At 68.1% G+C, this 23,770-nt stretch carries 31 protein-coding genes; all 31 read left to right on the forward strand.

The genetic code is table 11. From position 1 onward, the window contains the following. The first annotated feature begins 33 nt into the window (after positions 1-33). Positions 34-3,921: a DNA-directed RNA polymerase subunit beta' gene (locus tag ACNTMW_RS08630; RefSeq protein WP_426632901.1), complete on the forward strand. Its 3,888-nt coding sequence runs from the start codon at positions 34-36 to the stop codon at positions 3,919-3,921. 458 nt (positions 3,922-4,379) lie between these two features. Further along, positions 4,380-4,733: a hypothetical protein gene (locus ACNTMW_RS08635; RefSeq protein ID WP_426632902.1), complete on the forward strand. Its 354-nt coding sequence runs from the start codon at positions 4,380-4,382 to the stop codon at positions 4,731-4,733. Between the two features lie 189 nt (positions 4,734-4,922). Then, the gene (locus ACNTMW_RS08640; RefSeq protein WP_426632903.1) at positions 4,923-5,864 is read left to right on the forward strand and encodes a hypothetical protein; all 942 of its coding nucleotides are present in this window, start codon (positions 4,923-4,925) and stop codon (positions 5,862-5,864) included. A gap of 360 nt (positions 5,865-6,224) precedes the next feature. Next, positions 6,225-6,599 carry a 30S ribosomal protein S12 gene (gene rpsL / locus ACNTMW_RS08645; protein ID WP_426632904.1) on the forward strand — a complete coding sequence of 125 codons (375 nt, stop codon included), beginning with the start codon at positions 6,225-6,227 and terminating at the stop codon, positions 6,597-6,599. 1 nt (position 6,600) lies between these two features. Next, positions 6,601-7,071, forward strand: a complete 471-nt coding sequence (rpsG, locus tag ACNTMW_RS08650) for a 30S ribosomal protein S7 (protein ID WP_426632905.1) — start codon at positions 6,601-6,603, stop codon at positions 7,069-7,071. 31 nt (positions 7,072-7,102) lie between these two features. After that, complete coding sequence (gene fusA / locus ACNTMW_RS08655; RefSeq protein WP_426632906.1) at positions 7,103-9,202, forward strand: elongation factor G; 2,100 nt, start codon at positions 7,103-7,105, stop codon at positions 9,200-9,202. A gap of 175 nt (positions 9,203-9,377) precedes the next feature. Then, complete coding sequence (gene tuf, locus ACNTMW_RS08660) at positions 9,378-10,571, forward strand: elongation factor Tu (protein WP_426632907.1); 1,194 nt, start codon at positions 9,378-9,380, stop codon at positions 10,569-10,571. A 420-nt stretch (positions 10,572-10,991) separates the two neighbouring features. Then, positions 10,992-11,300: a 30S ribosomal protein S10 gene (rpsJ, locus tag ACNTMW_RS08665; RefSeq protein WP_018347762.1), complete on the forward strand. Its 309-nt coding sequence runs from the start codon at positions 10,992-10,994 to the stop codon at positions 11,298-11,300. An 11-nt stretch (positions 11,301-11,311) separates the two neighbouring features. Next, positions 11,312-11,974, forward strand: a complete 663-nt coding sequence (rplC, locus tag ACNTMW_RS08670) for a 50S ribosomal protein L3 (protein WP_426632908.1) — start codon at positions 11,312-11,314, stop codon at positions 11,972-11,974. Next, the gene (rplD, locus tag ACNTMW_RS08675; protein WP_426632909.1) at positions 11,971-12,615 is read left to right on the forward strand and encodes a 50S ribosomal protein L4; all 645 of its coding nucleotides are present in this window, start codon (positions 11,971-11,973) and stop codon (positions 12,613-12,615) included. The genes rplC and rplD overlap by 4 nt, the downstream gene beginning before the upstream one ends. Continuing rightward, positions 12,612-12,914, forward strand: coding sequence for a 50S ribosomal protein L23 (rplW, locus tag ACNTMW_RS08680; protein WP_426632910.1), 303 nt, complete (start codon positions 12,612-12,614; stop codon positions 12,912-12,914). Before rplD ends, rplW begins: the two co-directional genes overlap by 4 nt. A gap of 13 nt (positions 12,915-12,927) precedes the next feature. Continuing rightward, on the forward strand, positions 12,928-13,767 hold the full coding sequence (gene rplB, locus ACNTMW_RS08685; protein ID WP_426632911.1) for a 50S ribosomal protein L2: 840 nt from the start codon (positions 12,928-12,930) through the stop codon (positions 13,765-13,767). 13 nt (positions 13,768-13,780) lie between these two features. Further along, positions 13,781-14,062, forward strand: coding sequence for a 30S ribosomal protein S19 (rpsS, locus tag ACNTMW_RS08690; protein ID WP_426632912.1), 282 nt, complete (start codon positions 13,781-13,783; stop codon positions 14,060-14,062). Between the two features lie 31 nt (positions 14,063-14,093). Next, complete coding sequence (gene rplV / locus ACNTMW_RS08695; RefSeq protein WP_426632913.1) at positions 14,094-14,570, forward strand: 50S ribosomal protein L22; 477 nt, start codon at positions 14,094-14,096, stop codon at positions 14,568-14,570. After that, positions 14,570-15,403, forward strand: a complete 834-nt coding sequence (rpsC, locus tag ACNTMW_RS08700) for a 30S ribosomal protein S3 (RefSeq protein WP_426632914.1) — start codon at positions 14,570-14,572, stop codon at positions 15,401-15,403. The genes rplV and rpsC overlap by 1 nt, the downstream gene beginning before the upstream one ends. Positions 15,404-15,406: 3 nt before the next feature. Further along, entirely contained in the window at positions 15,407-15,832 is a 426-nt protein-coding gene (gene rplP, locus ACNTMW_RS08705) for a 50S ribosomal protein L16 (protein ID WP_167925039.1), read from the forward strand. Continuing rightward, positions 15,832-16,065, forward strand: a complete 234-nt coding sequence (gene rpmC, locus ACNTMW_RS08710; protein ID WP_426632915.1) for a 50S ribosomal protein L29 — start codon at positions 15,832-15,834, stop codon at positions 16,063-16,065. Before rplP ends, rpmC begins: the two co-directional genes overlap by 1 nt. Next, positions 16,062-16,331 (forward strand): 30S ribosomal protein S17, encoded by a 270-nt coding sequence (gene rpsQ / locus ACNTMW_RS08715; protein ID WP_426632916.1) that lies wholly within the window; start codon positions 16,062-16,064, stop codon positions 16,329-16,331. The genes rpmC and rpsQ overlap by 4 nt, the downstream gene beginning before the upstream one ends. Positions 16,332-16,405: 74 nt before the next feature. Then, positions 16,406-16,774 (forward strand): 50S ribosomal protein L14, encoded by a 369-nt coding sequence (gene rplN, locus ACNTMW_RS08720; protein ID WP_168116194.1) that lies wholly within the window; start codon positions 16,406-16,408, stop codon positions 16,772-16,774. 3 nt (positions 16,775-16,777) lie between these two features. Then, a complete protein-coding gene (gene rplX, locus ACNTMW_RS08725; RefSeq protein WP_426632917.1) occupies positions 16,778-17,092 on the forward strand; it encodes a 50S ribosomal protein L24 in 315 nt (104 codons plus the stop codon). Next, positions 17,092-17,661 carry a 50S ribosomal protein L5 gene (gene rplE, locus ACNTMW_RS08730; RefSeq protein ID WP_426632918.1) on the forward strand — a complete coding sequence of 190 codons (570 nt, stop codon included), beginning with the start codon at positions 17,092-17,094 and terminating at the stop codon, positions 17,659-17,661. Before rplX ends, rplE begins: the two co-directional genes overlap by 1 nt. Positions 17,662-17,664: 3 nt before the next feature. Then, on the forward strand, positions 17,665-17,850 hold the full coding sequence (locus ACNTMW_RS08735) for a type Z 30S ribosomal protein S14 (RefSeq protein ID WP_167925044.1): 186 nt from the start codon (positions 17,665-17,667) through the stop codon (positions 17,848-17,850). Between the two features lie 138 nt (positions 17,851-17,988). Next, positions 17,989-18,396, forward strand: a complete 408-nt coding sequence (rpsH, locus tag ACNTMW_RS08740) for a 30S ribosomal protein S8 (protein WP_426632919.1) — start codon at positions 17,989-17,991, stop codon at positions 18,394-18,396. 12 nt (positions 18,397-18,408) lie between these two features. Next, on the forward strand, positions 18,409-18,951 hold the full coding sequence (gene rplF, locus ACNTMW_RS08745) for a 50S ribosomal protein L6 (protein ID WP_426632920.1): 543 nt from the start codon (positions 18,409-18,411) through the stop codon (positions 18,949-18,951). After that, on the forward strand, positions 18,948-19,343 hold the full coding sequence (rplR, locus tag ACNTMW_RS08750) for a 50S ribosomal protein L18 (RefSeq protein ID WP_426632921.1): 396 nt from the start codon (positions 18,948-18,950) through the stop codon (positions 19,341-19,343). The genes rplF and rplR overlap by 4 nt, the downstream gene beginning before the upstream one ends. A gap of 13 nt (positions 19,344-19,356) precedes the next feature. Beyond that, positions 19,357-19,977 (forward strand): 30S ribosomal protein S5, encoded by a 621-nt coding sequence (rpsE, locus tag ACNTMW_RS08755; RefSeq protein WP_426632922.1) that lies wholly within the window; start codon positions 19,357-19,359, stop codon positions 19,975-19,977. Continuing rightward, positions 19,977-20,159: a 50S ribosomal protein L30 gene (gene rpmD, locus ACNTMW_RS08760; RefSeq protein ID WP_167925049.1), complete on the forward strand. Its 183-nt coding sequence runs from the start codon at positions 19,977-19,979 to the stop codon at positions 20,157-20,159. The genes rpsE and rpmD overlap by 1 nt, the downstream gene beginning before the upstream one ends. A 4-nt stretch (positions 20,160-20,163) precedes the next feature. Beyond that, complete coding sequence (rplO, locus tag ACNTMW_RS08765) at positions 20,164-20,619, forward strand: 50S ribosomal protein L15 (protein WP_426632923.1); 456 nt, start codon at positions 20,164-20,166, stop codon at positions 20,617-20,619. Between the two features lie 247 nt (positions 20,620-20,866). Then, positions 20,867-22,192, forward strand: a complete 1,326-nt coding sequence (secY, locus tag ACNTMW_RS08770) for a preprotein translocase subunit SecY (protein ID WP_426632924.1) — start codon at positions 20,867-20,869, stop codon at positions 22,190-22,192. Between the two features lie 37 nt (positions 22,193-22,229). After that, positions 22,230-22,883 carry an adenylate kinase gene (locus ACNTMW_RS08775; protein WP_426632925.1) on the forward strand — a complete coding sequence of 218 codons (654 nt, stop codon included), beginning with the start codon at positions 22,230-22,232 and terminating at the stop codon, positions 22,881-22,883. A gap of 23 nt (positions 22,884-22,906) precedes the next feature. Continuing rightward, positions 22,907-23,761, forward strand: coding sequence for a type I methionyl aminopeptidase (gene map / locus ACNTMW_RS08780; protein ID WP_426632926.1), 855 nt, complete (start codon positions 22,907-22,909; stop codon positions 23,759-23,761). The last annotated feature ends 9 nt before the right edge of the window (positions 23,762-23,770 follow it).

Genomic DNA, 23,770 nt, shown 5'->3' on the forward strand with positions numbered 1-23,770 from the left:
CACCCGAGCAACTGATTCGAGGGACATAGAAGAGTGCTCGACGTCAACTTCTTCGACGAGCTTCGTATCGGGCTGGCCACTGCCGACGACATCCGGCAGTGGTCGCACGGTGAGGTCAAGAAGCCCGAGACGATCAACTACCGCACCCTGAAGCCCGAGAAGGACGGACTCTTCTGCGAGAAGATCTTCGGTCCGACCCGGGACTGGGAGTGCTACTGCGGCAAGTACAAGCGGGTCCGGTTCAAGGGCATCATCTGTGAGCGCTGCGGCGTCGAGGTGACCCGGGCCAAGGTCCGCCGTGAGCGCATGGGCCACATCGAGCTCGCCGCTTCCGTCACCCACATCTGGTACTTCAAGGGTGTCCCGAGCCGACTCGGGTACCTGCTCGACCTGGCGCCGAAGGATCTCGAGAAGATCATCTACTTCGCGTCGTACGTCGTGACGAGCGTGGACGCCGAGGCGCGTCACCGCGACATGTCCACGATCGAGAACGAGATCGGCGCCGAGAAGCGGCAGGCCGAGAACGCCCGCGACGCCGAGATCGAGAAGCGCGCCGCCAAGCTCGAGCAGGACCTGGCCGAGCTGGAGGCGGAGGGCGCCAAGGCCGACGTGCGGCGCAAGGTCAAGGAGGCTGGCGAGCGTGAGATGCGCCAGATCCGCGACCGCGCGCAGCGCGAGATCGACCGCCTCGACGAGGTGCTCGACACCTTCCGCAAGCTCGACCCGAAGCAGCTGGTCACCGACGAGCTGCTGTACCGCGAGCTGCGCGACCGGTTCGGCGAGTACTTCACCGGTGGCATGGGCGCCGAGGCGATCAAGGCGCTGCTGCAGAACCTCGACCTCGACGCCGAGGCCGAGAACCTGCGCGAGACGATCCGCACCGGTAAGGGCCAGCGCAAGATCCGTGCGCTGAAGCGGCTGAAGGTCGTCGCCGCCTTCCTCAACACCAGCAACTCGCCGCTGGGGATGGTGCTCGACTGCGTGCCGGTGATCCCGCCGGACCTGCGCCCGATGGTGCAGCTCGACGGTGGCCGGTTCGCCACCAGCGACCTCAACGACCTGTACCGCCGGGTCATCAACCGCAACAACCGGCTCAAGCGACTGATCGACCTCGGCGCCCCCGAGATCATCGTCAACAACGAGAAGCGGATGCTGCAGGAGGCCGTCGACGCGCTGTTCGACAACGGCCGTCGCGGTCGTCCGGTGACCGGTCCCGGTAACCGGCCGCTGAAGTCGCTGTCCGACATGCTCAAGGGCAAGCAGGGCCGGTTCCGGCAGAACCTGCTGGGTAAGCGCGTCGACTACTCGGGCCGTTCGGTCATCGTCGTCGGCCCGCGGCTGAAGCTGCACCAGTGCGGCCTGCCCAAGCAGATGGCACTGGAGCTGTTCAAGCCGTTCGTGATGAAGCGGCTGGTCGACCTCAACCACGCGCAGAACATCAAGTCCGCCAAGCGGATGGTCGAGCGGCAGCGCCCGGTCGTGTGGGACGTGCTGGAAGAGGTCATCACCGAGCACCCGGTGCTGCTCAACCGGGCGCCCACCCTGCACCGGCTGGGTATCCAGGCGTTCGAGCCGCAGCTCGTCGAGGGCAAGGCCATCCAGATCCACCCGCTGGTCTGCACGGCGTTCAACGCCGACTTCGACGGTGACCAGATGGCGGTGCACGTGCCGCTGTCGGCCGAGGCGCAGGCCGAGGCCCGGATCCTGATGCTGTCCAGCAACAACATCCTCAAGCCGGCCGACGGCAAGCCGGTCACCATGCCCACCCAGGACATGGTCATCGGCCTGTACCACCTGACCCACTCGCGGCCGGGGATGCTGGGCGAGGGGCGGACGTTCGCGTCCGACGCCGAGGCGCGCATGGCGTACGACAACGGCGAGCTGCACCTGCAGGCGCCGGTGAAGATCCGCCTGCGCGAGCTCATCGGGGTCGACAACGGCGCCGGTGCGCAGCCCTGGGAGGCACCCGAGGACTGGCAGCCGGGTGACCCGGTGATCGTCGACACCACCCTCGGTCGGGTGCTGTTCAACGAGGCCCTGCCCCGTGGGTACCGCTTCGTCAACTACGAGATCCGTAAGAGCCAGCTCTCGGCGATCGTCAACGACCTCGCCGAGCGGTTCCCGAAGGTCTCGCTGGCGGCGACGCTGGACGCCCTCAAGGAGGCCGGTTTCCACTGGGCCACCTGGTCGGGCGTGACGATCGGCATCGAGGACGTGGTCGCTCCGCCGCGCAAGTGGGAGATCCTGGAGCGCTACGAGAAGGAAGCCGAGCGGATCGACAAGCAGTACCAGCGTGGTCTGATGACCGCCGAGGAGCGCCGCGGCGAGCTCATCGAGATCTGGACCAAGGCGACCAACGAGGTCGCCAAGGAGATGGAGACCGCGCTGCCGCAGGAGAGCCCGCTGTGGAAGATGATCCACTCGGGTGCCCGCGGTAACCTGCTCCAGCTCCGGCAGATCTCGGCGATCCGCGGTCTGGTGGCCAACCCCAAGGGTGAGATCATCCCGCGGCCGATCAAGTCCTCGTTCCGTGAGGGCCTGACCGTGCTGGAGTACTTCATCTCCACGCACGGCGCCCGTAAGGGTCTGGCCGACACCGCGCTGCGTACCGCCGACTCGGGTTACCTGACCCGTCGTCTGGTGGACGTGTCGCAGGACGTCATCATCCGCGAGGAGGACTGCGGTACCGACCGCGCGATCCCGATGCAGGTCGGCCAGCGGCTCGACGGCCGGGTCGTGGTGCACGAGCACGCCGAGACCGGCGCGCACGCCCGTACCCTGGCCGACGACGTCCGTGACGCCGACGGCAACCTGGTCGCCGAGCGGGGCATGGACCTCAACTCGATCCTGGTCGACAAGATCGTTGCGGCCGGGGTGGAGAACGTCCGGGTCCGCAGCGTCCTCACCTGCGAGTCGAAGCTGGGCGTCTGCGGTGCCTGCTACGGGCGCTCGCTGCCGACCGGCAAGACGGTGGACGTCGGCGAGGCGGTCGGCATCATCGCCGCCCAGTCGATCGGTGAGCCCGGTACCCAGCTGACCATGCGTACCTTCCACACCGGTGGTGTCGCCGGTGAGGACATCACGCAGGGTCTGCCGCGTGTCCAGGAGATCTTCGAGGCCCGGGTTCCGAAGGGCAAGGCGCCCATCGCCGAGACCGCCGGTCGGGTCCGGATCGAGGACGGCGAGCGGATGCGGAAGATCATCATCGTGCCGGACGACGGCAGCGAGGAGATCGTCCACGACAAGCTGTCGAAGCGGGTTCGTCTGCGGGTGCACGACGGTGGGCACGTCGAGGTCGGCGAGAAGCTGACCGAGGGCACCATCGACCCGCACGAGCTGCTGCGCATCCTCGGCCCCCGTGCGGTGCAGGTGCACCTCACCCAGGAGGTCCAGGAGGTGTACCGGTCGCAGGGTGTGCTCATCCACGACAAGCACATCGAGATCATCATCCGCCAGATGCTCAAGCGGGTCATGATCATCGACTCCGGCGCGACCGAGTTCCTGCCGGGTGTGCTGGTGGACCGGGCGCAGTTCGAGGCGGAGAACCGCCGGATCGTCGCCGAGGGCGGCGAGCCGGCTGCCGGCCGACCGGTGCTGATGGGTATCACCAAGGCGTCGCTGGCGACGGACTCGTGGCTGTCCGCGGCTTCGTTCCAGGAGACGACCCGGGTGCTCACCGACGCCGCGATCCACGCCCGCAGCGACTCGCTGATCGGTCTCAAGGAGAACGTCATCATCGGTAAGCTCATCCCGGCCGGTACCGGCATCGCCAAGTACCGCAACATCCGGGTGGAGCCGACCGACGAGGCGAAGGCCAAGGTGTACTCGATGACCGGGTACCCGGAGACCGACTACGGCTTCGGTCCGGCCAGCGGCCAGGCCGTGCCGCTGGACGACTTCGACCTGGGGTCGTTCCGGTAGTCGAAGATCGCACCAGACGCCGTGGGCCCCGAGGCATCGCCTCGGGGCCCACGGGGCTTTCCGGGTCCGTGTGGCTTCGCGGGCCGCAGGCACGCTTTTGGGACCCCAAACAAAAAAGGCCAGGCCTGCTGCCACGGGGGAAGCAGCAGGCCTGGTGCTCACAACGGTACAACCTCCGAGGCCTTTGTGGGGTCCGGATTTGTTGCCTCGACAGGTTTTTCTCGCGCGGTCGGAGGCTGATCCGTGGCGATCGGCGCGAATCGTCTGGGTTACACCGGTTCAGTTACGCATCTCATGCCTGCCAACCGCCGTACCGCGAGGCGCGCCGGTGACGGTCGGGTCCGCGGGTTGGCCGGCACAGCCGTACGTCATATGCATGAACGTCCATTTGGTGCATGAGCTGGCTTCTCCGCCGAGCCGCCCGACCGCGCCGGCTGCCGCTGTGATCTGCTTGTCGTATGAGTACCGTCGCGCCGGTGACCCCGCCGCCCCGCCGGCATCCGCTCGATCCTGACCCGGTCGCGTCCAGCAAGGCGGGCGCCGTGCTGGCGCTCGGTATCGTCGCCGCGCTGACCGGCATCATGGTCGGTGGCGTGGTACCCGCGACGATCGCCCTCCTCCTTGCCCGCGAGGTCCGGGCCGACCTGCGGGCAGCGGAGGGCTTCCTGATCGGCAACCGGCGGCTGCACACCGGCGTGGCGCTGGCGTGGGCCGGAATCGTGCTGGCCGTGGCCGCCATTGTGATCGCTACCATCGTCGGCCTGCTGGGGTACGCCAGCTACGGCCGCGACTACGCCCCGACGGTCAACTGACCGGCGGGCGCTGCTACCCCCGCTGCCCGGCGTCGGGCAAGATTCGCCGGGACGGCGAGTGAGGCAACGGCGGCGAGTGAGGCAACGAGGAGATGCAGTGATGACACGGGGACTTCCAGGCGGTCGCGGCGGGTGCCGGACCGGTCTCCGCGGGGCCGCGCGGCCTTCGCCGGCTGAGCGGGGTACGTGGTGAGTGACGGGTCTCCGGCCGGGGGTGGCGACCCGCGTGCACCGGAACCCGAGCCGCGGGCGGAGCACGAGGGGACGCCCGAACCCGAGCCGCGGGCGGAGCACGAGGGGACGCCCGAACCCGAGCCGCGGGCGGAGCACGAGGGGACACCCGAACCCGAGCCGCGGGCGGAGGGTGAGCGGGTGCCCGCGCCCGGCGCGCCGACCGGCCCCGCCAGGTCGGGGGAGCCGGGGTACCCGCCGAGGCCGGCGTTGCGGCAGTCCACGTCCCCCTGGTCGGGTGCGTCCGACCCGGCCGCGAACGCGCAGCCCTATCCGCAGCAGCCGTCCTACCCGCAGCCGCCCTACCCGCCGCCGCAGCAGCCGCCCTATCCGCAGCCGTACCCGCCCTATCCGCAGCCGTACCCGCCCTACCCGCAGTGGCAGTCCTACCCGCCGCCGGGATGGCCGCCGCAGCCCTGGCCGGGTGCCGCGCCGGGCCACCCGTACCCACCGCCGGGCTACCCGTACCCACCCCAGGGTGCCCCGTATCCGGGTGCGCGACCGCCGGCGCCTCCACCCGCTCCGCTCCCGTCACAGGTCGAGCCGGTGGCCGGTACCGGGTTCGGCCTGGCATACCTCACCGTCGCCCCGACCGTTTCCGGTCAGGCCGTGGGTTCCATGGTGGCGGGGATCATGTCGGTGCTGGTCGCGTTCGCGGTCGCCTGTTTCGGCCTCACCGGGGCGAAGCAGGGGTGGGGGCCGCTGGTCGGTGGAGCGTTCGCCGTCCTGGCTGCCGCGGCGGGGGCCGGCGCGATCGGGCTCGGCTGGGTCAGTGTGCGCCAGGTCGCCCGTTCGGGTGGTCGGGTGACCGGGCGCGGCATGGCGATCACCGGCGAGGTCTGCGGTGCGGTAGGTCTGGTGTTGACGGCGACGGCGATGGTGGTGGCATTGTTGATCTGAAACTGAGGGGACGATCAGGGGATCAGCGGGTACCCTTGGGTGACAGAGCTTCTCGCCACCCGTATGTGGGCACCCCGTTTTGACCTGCGTGCACGTGGTGGGTACTCTTTCCCTTCGTGCCCGGTCCTTGCCGGGCAACTCGTGCGTGCCCAGGCCGGCTCACACCGACACCACGGCGCGCCACCGGTAAATCCGGCTTGAAAATTGAGCTGGATCCCCGTGTGCGGACGACACGCCCGACCGCGGGGGTCGGTAGAGGCCCGACGGGCCCCTGCCGCCGACGCGACCGGGCGAGGACGGGACGAAGACCACAGCACCAATGACGGCACGGCCGCGAGGCCGAAGGGAGACAGGAACCCGGTGCCCACAATCCAGCAGCTGGTCCGCAAGGGCCGCCAGGCGAAGACGACTAAGACGAAGACGCCGGCGCTGAAGGGGAGCCCTCAGCGGCGCGGCGTGTGCACCCGTGTGTACACGACCACGCCCAAGAAGCCGAACTCCGCGCTGCGCAAGGTGGCGCGTGTCCGGCTGACCAGCCAGATCGAGGTCACCGCGTACATCCCCGGTGTCGGACACAACCTGCAGGAGCACTCGATCGTGCTCGTGCGCGGCGGCCGGGTGAAGGACCTCCCCGGCGTCCGCTACAAGATTGTCCGCGGTTCGCTGGACACGCAGGGTGTGCGTAACCGTAAGCAGGCGCGCAGTCGCTACGGTGCGAAGAAGGAGAAGAGCTGACATGCCTCGTAAGGGCCCCGCGCCGCGTAAGCCGCTCGTCGCTGACCCGGTGTACAACTCGCCGCTGGTCACCCAGCTCATCAGCAAGATCCTGATGGATGGCAAGCGCCAGCTGGCCGAGCGTGTCGTGTACGCCGCGCTCGAGGGATGCCGTGAGAAGACCGGCACCGACCCGGTCGTCACGCTCAAGCGCGCGATGGACAACGTGAAGCCGACCCTCGAGGTGCGCAGCCGCCGTGTCGGTGGCGCGACCTACCAGGTGCCGGTCGAGGTGCGCCCGCAGCGCGCCACCACGCTCGGTCTGCGCTGGCTCGTCACCTACTCGCGCGCCCGCCGTGAGAAGACCATGATCGAGCGCCTGATGAACGAGCTGCTCGACGCCAGCAACGGCCTCGGTGCCGCGGTGAAGCGCCGGGAGGACACCCACAAGATGGCGGAGTCCAACAAGGCCTTCGCGCATTACCGCTGGTAACACAGACCATCGAGACGAAGTAGGGATCATCGTGGCTGCCGCAGACGCCGCCCTTGCCAAGCTCCGCAACATCGGCATCATGGCTCACATCGATGCCGGTAAGACCACCACGACCGAGCGCATTCTGTTCTACACCGGTATCACCTACAAGATCGGTGAGGTCCACGAGGGCGCTGCCGTCATGGACTGGATGGAGCAGGAGCAGGAGCGCGGTATCACCATCACCTCCGCCGCCACCAAGTGCGAGTGGAAGGGCCACACGATCCAGATCATCGACACGCCCGGCCACGTCGACTTCACGGTTGAGGTGGAGCGCTCGCTGCGAGTGCTGGACGGTGCTGTCGCGGTCTACGACGGTGTGGCCGGCGTGGAGCCGCAGACCGAGAACGTCTGGCGCCAGGCGGACAAGTACAACGTGCCCCGGATGTGCTTCGTCAACAAGCTCGACCGTACGGGTGCGGACTTCTTCCGCTGCGTCCAGATGATGATCGACCGGCTCAACGCCACGCCGCTGGTGCTTCAGATCCCGATCGGTGCCGAGTCTGACTTCATCGGCGTCGTCGACCTGGTCGAGATGCGCGCGTTGACCTGGCGCGGCGAGACCCAGAAGGGCGAGGACTACGCGGTCGAGGAGATCCCGGCCGACCTCGCGGACCAGGCGGCGGAGTGGCGCGACAAGCTGCTCGAGACGCTCGCTGACGTCGATGACGAGATCATGATGAAGTACCTCGAGGGCGAGGAGCTCTCGGCCGACGAGATCCGGGCCGGCATCCGCCGCGCCACGATCGCCGGTAAGGCCAACCCGGTTCTTACCGGTACGGCGTTCAAGAACAAGGGCATTCAGCCCATGCTGGATGCCGTCGTCGCGTACCTGCCGTCACCGCTGGACATCCCGGCGATCGAGGGCACGGCGACCGACGGCGAGACGCCGATGACGCGTAAGACGTCGATCGACGAGCCCTTCTCGGCGCTGGCCTTCAAGATCCAGACCGACAAGCACCTGGGCAAGCTCACCTACGTCCGCCTCTACTCCGGCAAGCTGGAGTCGGGTTCGCAGGTCGTGAACTCGACGAAGGACCGCAAGGAGCGGATCGGCAAGATCTACCAGATGCACGCCAACAAGCGTGAGGAGCGGTCGGTCGCGCAGGCGGGCGACATCATCGCCGTGCAGGGTCTCAAGCAGACCACTACCGGTGACACGCTCTGCGACCCGGCCAACCCGGTCATCCTGGAGTCGATGACCTTCCCCGAGCCGGTCATCGACGTGGCGATCGAGCCGAAGTCCAAGGCCGACCAGGAGAAGCTGAGCACCGCCATCCAGCGCCTCGCCGAGGAGGACCCGACCTTCCGGGTCCGCAACGACGAGGAGACCGGCCAGACGGTCATCTCCGGCATGGGCGAACTGCACCTCGACATCCTCGTCGACCGGATGCGGCGCGAGTTCAACGTCGAGGCCAACGTCGGCAAGCCGCAGGTGGCCTACCGCGAGACGATCCGCGGCACGGTGGAAAAGATCGACTACGTACACAAGAAGCAGACCGGTGGCTCCGGTCAGTACGCCAAGGTCGTCTGCAAACTGGAGCCGCTGCCGATGGATTCCGAGGGCGCGACGTACGAGTTCGTGAACGCGGTGACCGGTGGTCGCATCCCGAAGGAGTTCATCCCCTCGGTCGACGCCGGTGCCCAGGACGCGATGCAGTACGGCGTGCTGGCCGGGTACCCGCTGGTCGGCATCAAGTTGACGCTGCTCGACGGTCAGTACCACGAGGTCGACTCGTCCGAGATGGCGTTCAAGATCGCCGGTTCGATGGTGCTCAAGGAAGCGGCCCGCAAGGCCGACCCGGCACTCCTCGAGCCGATGATGGCCGTCGAGGTCGTCACCCCGGAGGACCACATGGGTGACGTCATCGGCGACCTCAACTCCCGGCGTGGCATCATCCAGGCCATGGAGGAGCGCGGCGGTGCCCGCGTCGTCCGTGCCCTGGTGCCGCTGTCGGAAATGTTCGGCTACGTCGGCGACCTGCGGTCGAAGACCCAGGGCCGGGCGAGCTACTCGATGCAGTTCGACTCCTACAACGAGGTTCCTGCGAGCGTCGCCAAGGAGATCATCGCAAAGGCGACCGGGGAGTGAGTTGATCCCGGCTCCCGCGCCAAACGCGGGGGCCGGGGGAGACGCCACTCGTCGGGGGCCGGAGCGGGTTGCATCACCGGGCCTGAGGCTTCCGGCCGCAAGACCCAAGTCGACAAGTCCGTCGGGGCCGCAAGCGCCGCGCGGAACGAACCAAGAAGTCCACAGGAGGACACCAGTGGCGAAGGCGAAGTTCGAGCGGACTAAGCCGCACGTCAACATCGGCACCATTGGTCACATCGACCACGGGAAGACGACGCTGACCGCGGCGATCACCAAGGTCCTGCACGACCGGTACCCGGACGTCAACCCGTACACGCCGTTCGACGAGATCGACAAGGCGCCGGAGGAGAAGGCTCGTGGTATCACGATCTCCATCGCGCACGTCGAGTACCAGACCGAGGCCCGGCACTACGCGCACGTTGACTGCCCCGGTCACGCGGACTACATCAAGAACATGATCACCGGTGCCGCCCAGATGGACGGCGCGATCCTGGTGGTCGCCGCGACCGACGGCCCGATGCCGCAGACCCGCGAGCACGTGCTGCTGGCTCGCCAGGTCGGCGTTCCCTACATCGTCGTGGCGCTCAACAAGAGCGACATGGTCGATGACGAGGAGCTGCTCGAGCTGGTCGAGCTCGAGGTGCGGGAGCTGCTGTCGAGCCAGGAGTACCCGGGCGACGACCTGCCGGTCGTGCGCGTCTCGGCGCTCAAGGCCCTCGAGGGCGACCCCAAGTGGGCGGACGCTCTCATGGAGCTGATGAACGCCGTCGACACCGCGATCCCGCAGCCGGAGCGCGAGACCGAGAAGCCGTTCCTCATGCCGATCGAGGACGTCTTCACGATCACCGGTCGCGGTACGGTCGTCACCGGCCGCTGCGAGCGTGGCGTGCTGAAGCCGAACGAGGAAGTCGAGATCGTCGGCATCAAGCCGAAGTCGATGAAGACCGTCTGCACCGGCATCGAGATGTTCCGCAAGATCCTCGACGAGGCGCGCGCCGGCGAGAACGTCGGTCTGCTTCTTCGTGGTATCAAGCGCGAGGACGTCGAGCGCGGCATGGTCGTGGTCAAGCCCGGCTCGACCACCCCGCACACGGAGTTCGAGGCGACCGTCTACATCCTCTCCAAGGAGGAGGGCGGCCGGCACACCCCGTTCTTCCAGAACTACCGGCCGCAGTTCTACTTCCGTACCACGGACGTCACCGGCGTCGTCACGCTGCCTGAGGGCACCGAGATGGTCATGCCGGGCGACAACACCGCCATGACGGTTCAGCTGATCCAGCCGATCGCCATGGAGGAGGGCCTCAAGTTCGCCATCCGTGAGGGTGGCCGGACCGTCGGCGCCGGTCGCGTTACCAAGATTCTCAAGTAGTACCCGGTGGGGGTCACTGAGTGGCCCCCACCACCCGATTTCACATTGTCGTGCTTGTTACGGCATACTGAATAGGTTGCGCTGCGGGCGGTCGAGTCACGCTGCAGGGGCCTGGCTCTTCGATGGGTCTGGCTCTGTTAGAGTGTCTCGGCCGCCTCGCGCGGCGCCCGGCGGGAGCGGATCCCGCGAGGCGCCTCGCTTCCGCAGCCGGGCGTGCGGCGCCCCAGGGCCATCCGATGCCTCTTCCGGGAGATCCGGCGGGGGCGGAGCCTGGCCCTAGGCCGCGACACGCCCGACCGCGGGGGTCGGAAGACAGGGCCGGGTCGCAGTTCTCACCTGCGGCGCCGGGGCCGTCGGAAGAGGTCGGTGCGCTGGCGAGCAAGCCGGCGAGGATCGCAAAGAGAAGGAACAGAAGCCACCATGGCGGGACAGAAGATCCGCATCCGGCTCAAGGCCTATGACCACGAGGTCGTTGACTCCTCGGCACGGAAGATCGTCGAGACGGTGACGCGTACCGGGGCGCAGGTCGCGGGCCCGGTGCCGCTGCCGACCGAGATCAACCGTTACTGCGTGATCCGCTCGCCGCACAAGTACAAGGACTCGCGCGAGCACTTCGAGATGCGCACGCACAAGCGTCTGATCGACATCATCGACCCGACCCCGAAGACGGTCGACTCGCTCATGCGCCTCGACCTGCCGGCTGGCGTCGACATCGAGATCAAGCTGTAGGGACCGGACTAATGGACAGGCAAGTCAAGGGGATCCTGGGCGCCAAGCTCGGCATGACCCAGGTCTGGGACAACAACCGTGTTGTACCGGTGACCGTGGTTCAGGCCAGCCCGAACGTCGTGACCCAGGTGCGCACTGCGGACTCCGACGGCTACGCGGCCGTCCAGCTCGCGTACGGCGCTATCGACCCGCGGAAGGTCAACAAGCCCAAGGCCGGTCACTACGCCAAGTCGGGCGTGGCGCCGCGCCGGCACATCGTCGAGCTGCGGACCGGGGACGCCAGCGAGTACACGCTGGGCCAGGAGGTCACGGTCGAGACGTTCGCGCCCGGCCAGCTGATCGACGTCACCGGCCGCACCAAGGGCAAGGGCTTCGCGGGTGTCATGAAGCGGCACGGCTTCCATGGCCTGCGCGCCAGCCACGGTGTCGAGCGCAAGCACCGCTCGCCCGGTTCGATCGGCGGCTGCGCGACGCCGGGCCGCGTCTTCAAGGGCATGCGGATGGCCGGTCGCATGGGTGGCGTCCGCTTCACCGTGCAGAACCTGACCGTGCAGGCTGTCGACCCGGAGAACAACGTGATCCTGGTCCGCGGCGCGGTCCCCGGACCGGCCGGCGCGCTCATCCTGCTGCGCTCCGCGGCGAAGGCCCCGGTCAAGAAGGGTGGTGCGAAGTGACCACGGTTGACGTGATCGGTGTCGACGGCAACGCCTCGGGCACGGTCGAGCTGCCCGCGTCGATCTTCGACGCGCAGGCCAACGTTCCGCTGATGCACCAGGTCGTGGTGGCCCAGCTCGCGGCCGCCCGCCAGGGCACGCACAAGACGAAGACCCGCGGCGAGGTCTCCGGCGGCGGCAAGAAGCCGTACAAGCAGAAGGGGACCGGTCGGGCCCGCCAGGGTTCGATCCGGGCACCGCAGTTCGCCGGTGGTGGCGTCGTCCACGGCCCGGTGCCGCGCGACTACAGCCAGCGGACCCCGAAGAAGATGAAGGCCGCCGCGCTGCGTGGTGCGCTGTCGGACCGGGCGCGTGACGGGCGGGTCGCGGTCGTCTCGACGTTCGTCGAGGGCGACACCCCGAAGACCAAGGACGCGCTGAAGGTGCTGAACTCGGTCGCCGAGGCGCGCCGCGTGCTGGTCGTGCTCGGCCGGGCCGACGAGGTCAACTGGCTGAGCCTGCGCAACGAGGCCAGGGTGCACCTGCTCGCCGCGGACCAGCTCAACACGTACGACGTGCTGGTCGCCGACCAGGTCGTCTTCACCACGGACGCGCTGGACGAGTTCCTCGCCGTGGCGGGCAACAAGGAGGGCGAGCAGTGAGCACGGTCGCTGACCCGCGGGACGTCATCTTCGCGCCGGTCGTCTCCGAGAAGAGCTACGGCGAGCTCAACCGCAACTGGTACACGTTCCTGGTCCACCCGGACGCGAACAAGACCGAGATCAAGATCGCGATTCAGCAGATCTTCAACGTTCGCGTCCTGACGGTGAACACGCTCAACCGCGAGGGCAAGCGCAAGCGCACCCGCACCGGTTGGGGCAAGCGCAAGGACACGAAGCGGGCGATGGTCAAGCTCGCCGACGGTGACCGGATCGAGGCCTTCGGCGGCCCGGTCAGCTGAGGGGTTAAAGACAATGGCTATCCGCAAATACAAGCCCACGACCCCGGGTCGTCGCGGCTCCAGCGTCTCCGACTTCGCCGAGATCACCCGGTCGACGCCGGAGAAGTCGCTGCTGCGCCCGCTGCCGAACAAGGGCGGTCGTAACGCCCACGGCAAGGTCACCGCTCGCCACCAGGGTGGCGGCCACAAGCGGCAGTACCGTCTGATCGACTTCAAGCGGGTCGACAAGGACGGCGTGCCGGCGAAGGTCGCGCACATCGAGTACGACCCGAACCGGACCGCGCGCATCGCGCTGCTGCACTACCTCGACGGCGAGAAGCGCTACATCATCGCGCCGCAGGGGCTGGCCCAGGGCGACCGGGTCGAGTCGGGCCCGGGCGCCGACATCCGGCCGGGCAACAACCTGCCGCTGCGCAACATCCCGGTGGGTACCACGATCCACGCGGTGGAGCTGCGTCCGGGCGGTGGGGCCAAGCTGGCCCGTTCCGCCGGCGTCGGCATCCAGCTGCTGGGCCGCGAGGCCGATTACGCGACGCTGCGCATGCCGTCGGGTGAGATTCGCCGCGTCTCGGTGTTCTGCCGGGCCACGGTGGGCGAGATCGGCAACGCCGACCAGTCGAACATCAACTGGGGCAAGGCTGGCCGGATGCGGTGGAAGGGCAAGCGCCCGACCGTCCGGGGTGTCGCCATGAACCCGGTCGACCACCCGCACGGTGGTGGTGAGGGTAAGACCTCCGGTGGTCGTCACCCGGTGAACCCGAAGGGTAAGCCCGAGGGTCGTACCCGCCGGAAGGGCCAGCCGAGTGACCGCCTCATCGTCCGTCGGCGCTACGCCACCCGGAAGCGCGGCTAAGGAGCTATAGAAGATGCCTCGCAGCCTGAAGAAAGGGCCGTTCGTCGACGACCACCTGGTCAAGAAGGTGGACGCGCAGAACGCCAAGAACTCCAAGAACGTGATCAAGACGTGGTCGCGGCGCTCGACGATCATTCCCGAGATGCTCGGGCACACGATCGCCGTGCACGACGGGCGCAAGCACGTCCCGGTGTTCATCACCGAGGCGATGGTCGGGCACAAGCTCGGCGAGTTTGCCCTGACCCGCACGTTCAAGGGTCACGAAAAGGAAGACCGAAAGAGCCGCCGCCGCTAGCGGGTCGAAGGAACGACAGGAGACAACAGCGATGCCAACGAAGGCAGCTCCGGCGCTTCCGGGTGCCCGAGCCGTTGCGCGGTACGTGCGCGTATCGCCGATGAAGGCGCGCCGTGTGGTCGACCTCGTTCGCGGCCTGCCCGCGAAGGAGGCGCTCACGGTACTGCAGTTCGCCCCGCAGGCGGCCAGCGAGCCGGTGTACAAGGTTCTGGCCAGCGCGATCGCCAACGCCGAGAACAACGAGCGGCTCGACCCCGACTCGCTGCTCGTGAGCGAGGCGTACGTCGACGAGGGCCCCACGCTCAAGCGGTTCCGGCCGCGGGCGCAGGGCCGGGCGTACCGGATCCGCAAGCGGACGTGCCACATCACGATCGCGGTCGAGAGCGTGCCGCCGGCGCAGCAGCGCCGCGGCCCTGCCAAGGCGACCAAGGCCGCGAAGGCGGCTCCGGCCAAGGCGACCAAGAAGGCGGAGCCGGCGACGGCTGCGGCCGAGGAGGAGACCGAGTAATGGGTCAGAAGGTTCACCCGCACGGGTTCCGGCTCGGCATCAGCACCGACTGGAAGTCCCGCTGGTACGCGGACAAGCTCTACAAGGACTACATCGCGGAGGATGTCAAGATCCGCCGGATGATGTCCAAGGGCCTGGAGCGGGCCGGCATCGCCAAGGTCGACATCGAGCGCACCCGGGACCGGGTCCGTGTGGACATCCACACCGCCCGCCCCGGCATCGTGATCGGCCGTAAGGGTGCCGAGGCCGACCGCATCCGGGGTCAGCTGGAGAAGCTGACCGGCAAGCAGATCCAGCTGAACATCCTCGAGGTCAAGAACCCCGAGTCGGACGCGCAGCTGGTGGCGCAGGGCGTCGCCGAGCAGCTGTCCAGCCGGGTCAGCTTCCGCCGGGCGATGCGCAAGGCCATGCAGTCGGCGATGAAGAACCCGCTGGTTCGCGGTATCCGGGTGCAGGTGTCGGGCCGCCTCGGCGGCGCCGAGATGAGCCGGACCGAGTTCTACCGCGAGGGTCGGGTCCCGCTGCACACGCTGCGGGCCAACATCGAGTACGGCTTCTTCGAGGCTCGTACGACCTTCGGCCGGATCGGCGTGAAGGTCTGGATCTACAAGGGCGACGCCGTGCCGGGCCGTGAGGCCCCGGCCGAGCAGGCTCCGTCCCGTGGTCGCCGCGAGCGGCCCGAGCGTCCGCGCCGCGGCCGTTCCGGCTCGTCGGGTACGACCGCCGGTGGCACCGAGGCTGGTCGTGCGGCCGCCGCCGCACAGGCCGCGGAGAGCAACGTGGCGGCTCCGGCCGAGCAGGTCGCGCCGGCAGAAACGCAGCAGGAGGGCTGATCAATGCTGATGCCGCGTAAGCCCCCGAAGGGCTTCCGCAAGCCGCACCACCCGGACCGTAGCGGTGCGGCCAAGGGCGGCACCCGGGTGAGCTTCGGCGAGTTCGGCATCCAGGCTCTCGAGCCGGCGTACGTGACCAACCGGCAGATCGAGTCGGCCCGTATCGCCATGACCCGGCACATTCGCCGTGGTGGCAAGGTCTGGATCACGGTGTTCCCCGACCAGGCGATCACCAAGAAGCCGGCCGAGACCCGGATGGGTTCCGGTAAGGGCTCGCCCGAGTGGTGGGTAGCCAACGTGAAGCCGGGAAGGATTCTCTTCGAGATGTCGTTCCCGAATGAGGCGGTTGCGCGAGAGGCGATGCGTCGCGCGATCCACAAGCTTCCCATGAAGTGCCGCATCGTCACACGCGAAGGGGCTGAGGGCTGATGGCAGCGGGCACCAAGGCTGCTGAGCTGCGTGAACTCTCCGACGAGGAGTTGGTCACGCGGCTGCGCGAGGCCAAGGCCGAGCTGTTCAACCTGCGGGTGCAGGCGGCCACCGGCCAGTTGGAGAACCACGGCCGGCTACAGGTTGTCCGGCGCGAGATCGCCCGGGTTTACACGATCATGCGCGAGCGCGAGCTGGGTCTCTCGGCCGCGCCGGTTGAGGTGGCGTCATGAGTGAGAACGTTGAGGAGCGCGGCCGGCGCAAGGTCCGTGAGGGCCTGGTCGTCAGCGACAAGATGGACAAGACCGTGGTCGTGGCCGTCGAGGACCGGGTCAAGCACCCGCTGTACGGCAAGGTCATGCGGCGCAACACCAAGCTCAAGGCGCACGACGAGCAGAACTCGTGCGGCATCGGCGACCGGGTGCTGCTGATGGAGACCCGACCGCTGTCCGCCACCAAGCGCTGGCGGGTCGTGGAGATCCTCGAAAAGGCCAAGTAAGCGCCCAACGGCGTTGAGTTCCGCCAGGCTTCGGGGCAGGTCTCCGAAGAACCGGCAGACATACAGGAGTTGACGTGATCCAGCAGGAGTCGCGACTGCGCGTCGCCGACAACACGGGTGCCCGGGAGATTCTGTGCATCCGCGTACTCGGCGGCTCCGGTCGGCGCTACGCAGGCATCGGCGACGTCATCGTCGCCACCGTGAAGGACGCGATCCCGGGCGCCGGCGTCAAGAAGGGCGACGTGGTCAAGGCCGTCGTGGTGCGCACCGCGAAGGAGCGGCGGCGGCCCGACGGGTCGTACATCCGCTTCGACGAGAACGCCGCCGTCATCATCAAGGACGGCGGAGACCCGCGGGGTACCCGTATCTTCGGCCCCGTCGGGCGTGAGCTGCGGGACAAGCGGTTCATGAAGATCATCTCTCTCGCCCCGGAGGTGTTGTAGACCGTGAAGGTAAAGAAGGGCGACACGGTTCTCGTCATCGCCGGCAAGGACAAGGGAGCCAAGGGTCGGGTCATCGCTGCCTACCCCAGGCTCGACAAGGTCCTGGTCGAGGGCGTGAACCGGGTCAAGAAGCACACCCGTGTGAGCACCACCCAGCGCGGCGCGAAGACCGGTGGCATCGTCACCCAGGAAGCGCCCATCCACGTGTCGAACGTGATGGTGCTCGACTCCGACGGCAAGCCGACCCGCATCGGGTACCGGCTCGACGACAGCGGCCAGAAGATCCGCGTCGCGCGCAGCAACGGTAAGGACCTGTGATGACGACGACCACTGCTGAGAAGGTCACGCCGCGCCTCAAGGAGCGCTACCGCTCCGAGATCGTCAGCCAGCTGCGCGAGCAGTTCGGCTACGCCAACCCGATGCAGATCCCGGGCCTGGTCAAGGTCGTGGTGAACATGGGTGTCGGCGAAGCCGCTCGTGACGCCAAGCTGATCGATGGAGCCGTCCGTGACCTGGCCACCATCACCGGCCAGAAGCCGCAGGTCCGGCGGGCGACCAAGTCGATCGCGCAGTTCAAGCTCCGCGAGGGCATGCCGATCGGCGCCAAGGTGACGCTGCGCGGCGACCGGATGTGGGAGTTCCTGGACCGACTGCTGTCCATCGCGCTTCCGCGTATCCGTGACTTCCGGGGCCTGGACGGGCGCAAGCTCGACGGCCACGGCAACTACACGTTCGGGCTCACCGAGCAGTCGGTGTTCCACGAGATCGACCAGGATCGGATCGATCGGCCGCGGGGCATGGACATCACCATCGTGACCACCGCGAAGACGGACGACGAGGGCCGGGCGCTGCTCAAGCTGCTGGGCTTCCCGTTCAAGGAGAGCTGATCCATGGCCAAGAAGGCGCTGATCCTCAAGGCGGCGCGTAAGCCGAAGTTCTCGGTGCGTGCCTACACCCGCTGCCAGCGGTGCGGGCGGCCGAAGGCGGTCTACCGCAAGTTCGGCCTGTGCCGGGTGTGCATCCGTGAGATGGCGCACCGCGGCGAGCTGCCTGGCGTGTCCAAGGCTTCCTGGTAACTCAATCGACGACTGGTCTGGAGGTCGCGGCGTGGCGTTAGACGCGCCGAGCCGGACCGGTCGCAAGGCTTCCCGCTTCGCCGTAGGCCCGCGGATCACACACGCGGGAACCGCGGTGAGAAAGGCTGACGAATACCCATGACGATGACCGACCCGATCGCAGACATGCTGACCCGTCTGCGCAACGCCAACCAGGCGTACCACGACCGGGTGACGATGCCCTACTCGAAGATCAAGGCGAACATCGCCGAGGTCCTCAAGGCCGAGGGTTACGTCTCCGCCTGGTCGGTGCAGGAGCCGGAGGGCGACGCCGTCGGCAGGACCCTGGTGGTAGAGCTGAAGTACGGCCCGAACCGTGAGCGCAGCCTGGCCGGTATCCGGCGCGTCTCCAAGCCCGGTCTGCGGGTGTACGCCAAGGCGCCGGAACTGCCGCGCGTACTCGGCGGTCTGGGCGTGGCCGTCATCTCGACGTCCCAGGGGCTGCTCACCGACCGGCAGGCCCGCAAGCGAGGGGTGGGCGGGGAAGTCCTCGCCTACGTCTGGTGAGGAAGGTCTGCAATGTCGCGAATCGGACGTAAGCCAATCCCGCTGCCCACGGGCGTCGATGTTGCCATCGACGGCCAGACCGTCACGGTCAAGGGCCCCAAGGGGCAGCTCTCGCACACGCTCGCCGAGCCGATCACGGCGGAGCGGGGCGAGGACGGCCAGCTGTACGTGAACCGGCCCAACGACGAGCGTCGGGCCAAGGAGCTGCACGGTCTGTCCCGCACCCTGGTCGCCAACATGGTGGTCGGTGTGACCGAGGGCTACCGCAAGAGCCTGGAGATCGCCGGTACCGGTTACCGCGTGCAGGCCAAGGGTTCGGACCTCGAGTTCGCCCTCGGCTTCTCGCACCCGGTGACGGTCACCCCGCCGGCCGGTATCACCTTCACCGTCGAGCGGCCGACGCTGTTCCACGTCGCCGGCATCGACAAGCAGTTGGTGGGCGAGGTTGCCGCCAACATCCGCAAGATCCGGCCGCCGGAGCCCTACAAGGGCAAGGGCGTCAAGTACCAGGGCGAGGTCATCCGCCGCAAGGCTGGAAAGGCAGGTAAGAAGTGACGGCCACGCTGCTCAAGCGCCGCAACTCCGGCGGTGCCGCCGCGGCGCGCCGCGTCGGGCGTGCGCGCCGGCACTTCCGCATTCGCAAGCACCTGGGTGGCACCGCGGAGCGTCCGCGCCTCGTGGTCACCCGGTCGCTGCGGAACATCACCGCTCAGGTGGTGGACGACACCAAGGGCCACACGCTGGCCTCGGCCTCCACGCTGGACGCCTCCATCCGCGGCACCGAGGGCGACAAGAGCGCCCAGGCCCGCAAGGTGGGTGCCCTGCTGGCCGAGCGGGCGAAGGCCGCGGGTGTCAGCAAGGTCGTCTTCGACCGTGGTGGCAACAAGTACGCGGGGCGGATCGCCGCGCTTGCCGAGGCCGCCCGCGAAGCCGGACTCGAGTTCTAGGAAGGAACCCCTAATGCCAGGTCAACAGCGCAGGGGCGGCGGGTCCGGTAGCACCGAAGGTGGCGGCCGTCGCGATAACCGCCGTGAGGGCGGCGGCCGGGGCGGCGCCCCGGCCGAGAAGACTCCCCACCTCGAGCGGGTAGTCGCGATCAACCGGGTGGCCAAGGTCGTCAAGGGTGGTCGTCGGTTCAGCTTCACCGCGCTGGTCGTGGTGGGCGACGGCGACGGCACCGTGGGCGTCGGCTACGGCAAGGCCAAGGAGGTGCCCGCGGCGATCGCCAAGGGCGTCGAGGAGGCCAAGAAGCACTTCTTCAAGGTGCCGCGGATCGGGTCCACCATCCCGCACCCGGTGCAGGGCGAGGACGCCGCCGGCGTCGTGCTGCTCAAGCCGGCCAGCGCCGGTACCGGTGTCATCGCCGGTGGACCGGTGCGCGCCGTGCTGGAGTGCGCGGGTATCCACGACGTGCTGTCGAAGAGCCTCGGCTCGTCGAACGCGATCAACATCGTGCACGCCACGGTGGACGCGCTGCGCCGGCTGGAATCGCCGGAGGCGGTCGCGGCGCGTCGTGGCCTGCCGGTCGAAGACGTGGCTCCGGCCGCCATGCTGGCGGCTCGGGCCGGGGCGGGGGCATAATGGCACGCCTCAAGGTGACCCAGGTACGTTCCGAGATCGGGTCGAAGCAGAACCAGCGGGACACGCTGCGCTCGCTCGGCCTGAAGCGGATCCGCGACGTGGTCGTCAAGGAGGACCGCCCCGAGATCCGGGGCATGATCCAGACGGTGACGCACCTCGTCCGGGTCGAGGAGGTCGAGTAATCCGATGACGATCAAGGTTCATGACCTGCGGCCGGCCCCCGGCGCCAAGACCGCGAAGACCCGGGTGGGTCGCGGTGAGGGCTCCAAGGGCAAGACCGCCGGTCGCGGTACCAAGGGATCCAAGGCCCGCAAGAACATCTCGGCGGCGTTCGAGGGTGGGCAGATGCCCCTCCACATGCGCCTGCCGAAGCTGAAGGGCTTCCGGAACAGGTTCAAGGTCGAGTTCCAGGTCGTGAACCTGGACCGGCTCGCGGAGCTGTTCCCACAGGGCGGCCAGATCGGCCCGGCCGAGCTCACCACCGCCGGTGCGGTCCGCAAGGGCCAGCCGGTGAAGGTGCTCGGCACCGGTGACCTCGGCGGCGTCCGGCTGGACATCACCGCGCACGCGTTCAGCGCCTCGGCCCGCGAGAAGATCGCGGCTGCCGGTGGCTCGGCCCGTGTGATCGGCGAGGAATCCTGACGGACCGCCCTTAGGCCAGTTCTCCCATGGACGACCAGGCACGATCTCCGATCGCGAAGCCCCGGCTGCGCGGTCGGAGATCGTTGCTTGGGAATGGGAGTGGTACGCGCGGGCGTGATGCCACGCGCGCGTGCTGTTAGAGTCCGTTCCGAACCACCCACTCATACGCATCCGACCGCATCTCGCGCTCACCGCGCGGGACGGTTACTCCGCCGACCGGCGGACGCTTTGGCGCAGGAGGAACCCCGTGTCGTCCCCCTTCATCAGCGCGTTCAAGACGCCTGACCTGCGCAAGAAGCTGTTGTTCACGGTCGCGATGATCGCGGTGTACCGGCTGGGTGCCACGATGCCCAGTCCGGGCGTGTCGTACACGAACGTCCAGAAGTGCATCGAGCGCGTCCACAGCAGCTCGTCCGCGGGCATCTTCACCCTGCTGGACCTCTTCTCGGGCGGCGCCCTGCTGCAGTTGTCGGTGTTCGCGCTGGGCATCATGCCCTACATCACCGCCAGCATCATCCTGCAGCTGCTCACCGTGGTCATCCCGCGCCTGGAGCAGCTGCGCAAGGAAGGCCAGTCCGGCCAGGCGAAGATCACGCAGTACACCCGCTACCTGACTCTCGGCCTGGCGATCCTGCAGTCGTCGGCGTTCGTGGCCCTGGCCCGGTCCGGGCAGTTGTTCGGCAACCAGTGCCCCGAGTACCCGATCGTCCCCGAGACCAAGCTGCCGATGTGGCTGACGGTCGGCGTCCTGGTGGTCACGATGACCGCCGGCACCGGCGTCATCATGTGGCTGGGTGAGCTGGTCACCGACCGCGGCATCGGCAACGGCATGTCGGTGCTGATCTTCACGTCGATCGCGGCCCGGCTCCCCTCCGAGGGATCGTCGATCTGGCAGCAGAGCCCGTACAAGTTCCTCGCGGTGGTCGCCATCGGCATCGTCGTCATCGGGTTCGTGGTCTTCCTCGAGCAGGCGCAGCGCCGGGTGCCGGTGCAGTACGCGAAGCGCATGGTCGGCCGGCGGATGTACGGCGGCACCTCGACCTACATCCCGCTGAAGGTCAACCAGGCCGGCGTCATCCCGGTCATCTTCGCCTCGTCGCTGCTCTACATCCCGCAGCTGGTGATCCAGCTGATGGGGCAGAAGGCGACGAACAACAGCGCGCTCGTCTGGATCGACCGGCACTTCGTGCAGCACCTGAACGATCCGTTCTACGTCGGCACCTACTTCCTGCTGATCATCTTCTTCACCTACTTCTACGTGTCGATCACCTTCAACCCGACCGAGGTGGCCGACAACATGAAGAAGTACGGCGGGTTCGTGCCGGGTATCCGTCCGGGCAAGCCGACCGCCGAGTACCTGGACTTCATCCTGAGCCGGATCACCCTTCCCGGCGCGATCTACCTGGGTATCATCGCGGTACTGCCCAACCTGTTCATCACCTACGTCGGCAACAAGCAGAACTTCCCCTTCGGTGGCACTGCCGTGCTGATCATCGTTGGTGTCGGTTTGGAGACCGTCAAGCAGATCGAGAGTCAGCTGATGCAGCGCAACTACGAAGGATTCCTCAGGTGACGGGCCCGGCGGCCATGAGCGGGCCGGAGGCATGCGAGTGAGGCTGGTGCTGGTCGGTCCTCCGGGGGCGGGCAAGGGGACCCAGGCCGAGTTCATTGCCGCGCACCTCGCCGTGCCCAAGATCTCGACCGGCGACATCTTCCGGGCCAACGTCTCGCAGGGCACGCCGCTCGGCGTGGAAGCCAAGCGCTACATGGACGCCGGCCAGCTGGTGCCGGACGAGGTCACCATCAACATGGTCCGGGACAGGCTCGCCGAGCCGGACGCCGCGGACGGGTTCCTGCTCGACGGCTTCCCGCGTACCGTGCCGCAGGCGGCCGCGCTCGACAAGCTGCTGGCCGACATGGGCTCGGCGCTCGACCTGGTGCTGGAACTCGTCGTCGACGACGACGAGGTGATCCGGCGGCTGTCCGGCCGGCGCACCTGCCGTGGCTGCGGCAAGATCTGGCATGTCGAGTTCGACGCCACGTCGCGTGAGGGCATCTGCGACCGCTGCGGGGCCGAGCTGTTCCAGCGCGACGACGACAAGGCGGAGACGATCGCCAACCGCCTGGTGGAGTACGCGGACAAGACCGCACCCCTGGTCGACTACTACGGCGCGCAGGGGAAGCTGGTCGGCATCGACGCCACGGGTCCGGTCGAAGACGTGACCGTCCGGGCGATCGACGCGCTGCGCTCGTACGGTGGGTAGGTAATGAGCGAGCGGGTCGAGTCATGATGGCGCGAGACTGGGACATCGAGTACAAGACGCCGGAGCAGATCGCCAAGATGCGGGTGGCGGGTCTGCTCGTGGCGGCGACCCTCGAAAAGCTGCGCGACGCGGTGGCGCCGGGGGTGTCAACGGCCGACCTCGACGCCGTTGCCGAGGAGAGCATCCGCTCCGGTGGCGGAATTCCGTCGTTCCTCGGATACCACGGCTACCCGGCGTCGATCTGCACCTCGGTCAACAACGAGGTGGTGCACGCGATCCCGAACACCGACGCGGTGCTCCGCGAGGGCGACGTCATCTCGATCGACTGTGGCGCGATCGTCGACGGCTGGCACGGTGACTCGGCGATCACCGTACCGGTGGGTGAGGTACGCCGCGAGGCGCTGCGGTTGGCCGAGGCTGCGGAGGACGCCATGTGGGCCGGCATCGCGCAGGCCGCCCGCGGGCTTCGCTCCGGCCGGGGTCGGTTGACCGACATCTCGCACGCCATCCAGTCGAGCGTCCGTAAGGCGGGCCGGTACGGCATCGTCGAGGGGTACGGCGGCCACGGTATCGGTACCCAGATGCACCAGGACCCGTTCGTACTCAACTACGGGCGGCCCGGCAAGGGGCCGGTGCTACGACCCGGCCTGTGTATCGCGATCGAACCCATGCTGACCCTCGGCCGGCCGCGGACCGTGGAGCTCGAGGACGGCTGGACGGTCGTCACGGCCGACGGCTCGCTGGCCGCGCATGTGGAGCACACCGTGGCCCTCTGCGACGATGGAGTCTGGGTGCTGACCGCGCCTGACGGCGGAAGGCAACGACTGGGGGAGCTGGCTTCGCAGGCTGCCCGGGCGGAGTCGGCCACGCAAGCGTGACCCGGTCGG

The sequence above is a fragment of the Planosporangium spinosum genome, assembly GCF_049999945.1.
Classification (GTDB): Bacteria; Actinomycetota; Actinomycetes; order Mycobacteriales; family Micromonosporaceae; genus Planosporangium; species Planosporangium spinosum.

Bases quoted from the DNA above. Each gene is read 5' to 3' on its own strand.
- ACNTMW_RS08635 (WP_426632902.1), top strand. From the start codon at position 4,380: ATGAGTACCGTCGCGCCGGTGACCCCGCCGCCCCGCCGGCATCCGCTC.
- rpsG (WP_426632905.1), top strand. From the start codon at position 6,601: ATGCCTCGTAAGGGCCCCGCGCCGCGTAAGCCGCTCGTCGCTGACCCG.
- rpsJ (WP_018347762.1), top strand. From the start codon at position 10,992: ATGGCGGGACAGAAGATCCGCATCCGGCTCAAGGCCTATGACCACGAG.
- rplC (WP_426632908.1), top strand. From the start codon at position 11,312: ATGGACAGGCAAGTCAAGGGGATCCTGGGCGCCAAGCTCGGCATGACC.
- rplB (WP_426632911.1), top strand. From the start codon at position 12,928: ATGGCTATCCGCAAATACAAGCCCACGACCCCGGGTCGTCGCGGCTCC.
- rpsS (WP_426632912.1), top strand. From the start codon at position 13,781: ATGCCTCGCAGCCTGAAGAAAGGGCCGTTCGTCGACGACCACCTGGTC.
- rplV (WP_426632913.1), top strand. From the start codon at position 14,094: ATGCCAACGAAGGCAGCTCCGGCGCTTCCGGGTGCCCGAGCCGTTGCG.
- rpsC (WP_426632914.1), top strand. From the start codon at position 14,570: ATGGGTCAGAAGGTTCACCCGCACGGGTTCCGGCTCGGCATCAGCACC.
- rplP (WP_167925039.1), top strand. From the start codon at position 15,407: ATGCTGATGCCGCGTAAGCCCCCGAAGGGCTTCCGCAAGCCGCACCAC.
- rpmC (WP_426632915.1), top strand. From the start codon at position 15,832: ATGGCAGCGGGCACCAAGGCTGCTGAGCTGCGTGAACTCTCCGACGAG.
- rpsQ (WP_426632916.1), top strand. From the start codon at position 16,062: ATGAGTGAGAACGTTGAGGAGCGCGGCCGGCGCAAGGTCCGTGAGGGC.
- rplE (WP_426632918.1), top strand. From the start codon at position 17,092: ATGACGACGACCACTGCTGAGAAGGTCACGCCGCGCCTCAAGGAGCGC.
- ACNTMW_RS08735 (WP_167925044.1), top strand. From the start codon at position 17,665: ATGGCCAAGAAGGCGCTGATCCTCAAGGCGGCGCGTAAGCCGAAGTTC.
- rpsH (WP_426632919.1), top strand. From the start codon at position 17,989: ATGACGATGACCGACCCGATCGCAGACATGCTGACCCGTCTGCGCAAC.
- rplF (WP_426632920.1), top strand. From the start codon at position 18,409: ATGTCGCGAATCGGACGTAAGCCAATCCCGCTGCCCACGGGCGTCGAT.
- rpsE (WP_426632922.1), top strand. From the start codon at position 19,357: ATGCCAGGTCAACAGCGCAGGGGCGGCGGGTCCGGTAGCACCGAAGGT.
- rpmD (WP_167925049.1), top strand. From the start codon at position 19,977: ATGGCACGCCTCAAGGTGACCCAGGTACGTTCCGAGATCGGGTCGAAG.
- rplO (WP_426632923.1), top strand. From the start codon at position 20,164: ATGACGATCAAGGTTCATGACCTGCGGCCGGCCCCCGGCGCCAAGACC.
- map (WP_426632926.1), top strand. From the start codon at position 22,907: ATGATGGCGCGAGACTGGGACATCGAGTACAAGACGCCGGAGCAGATC.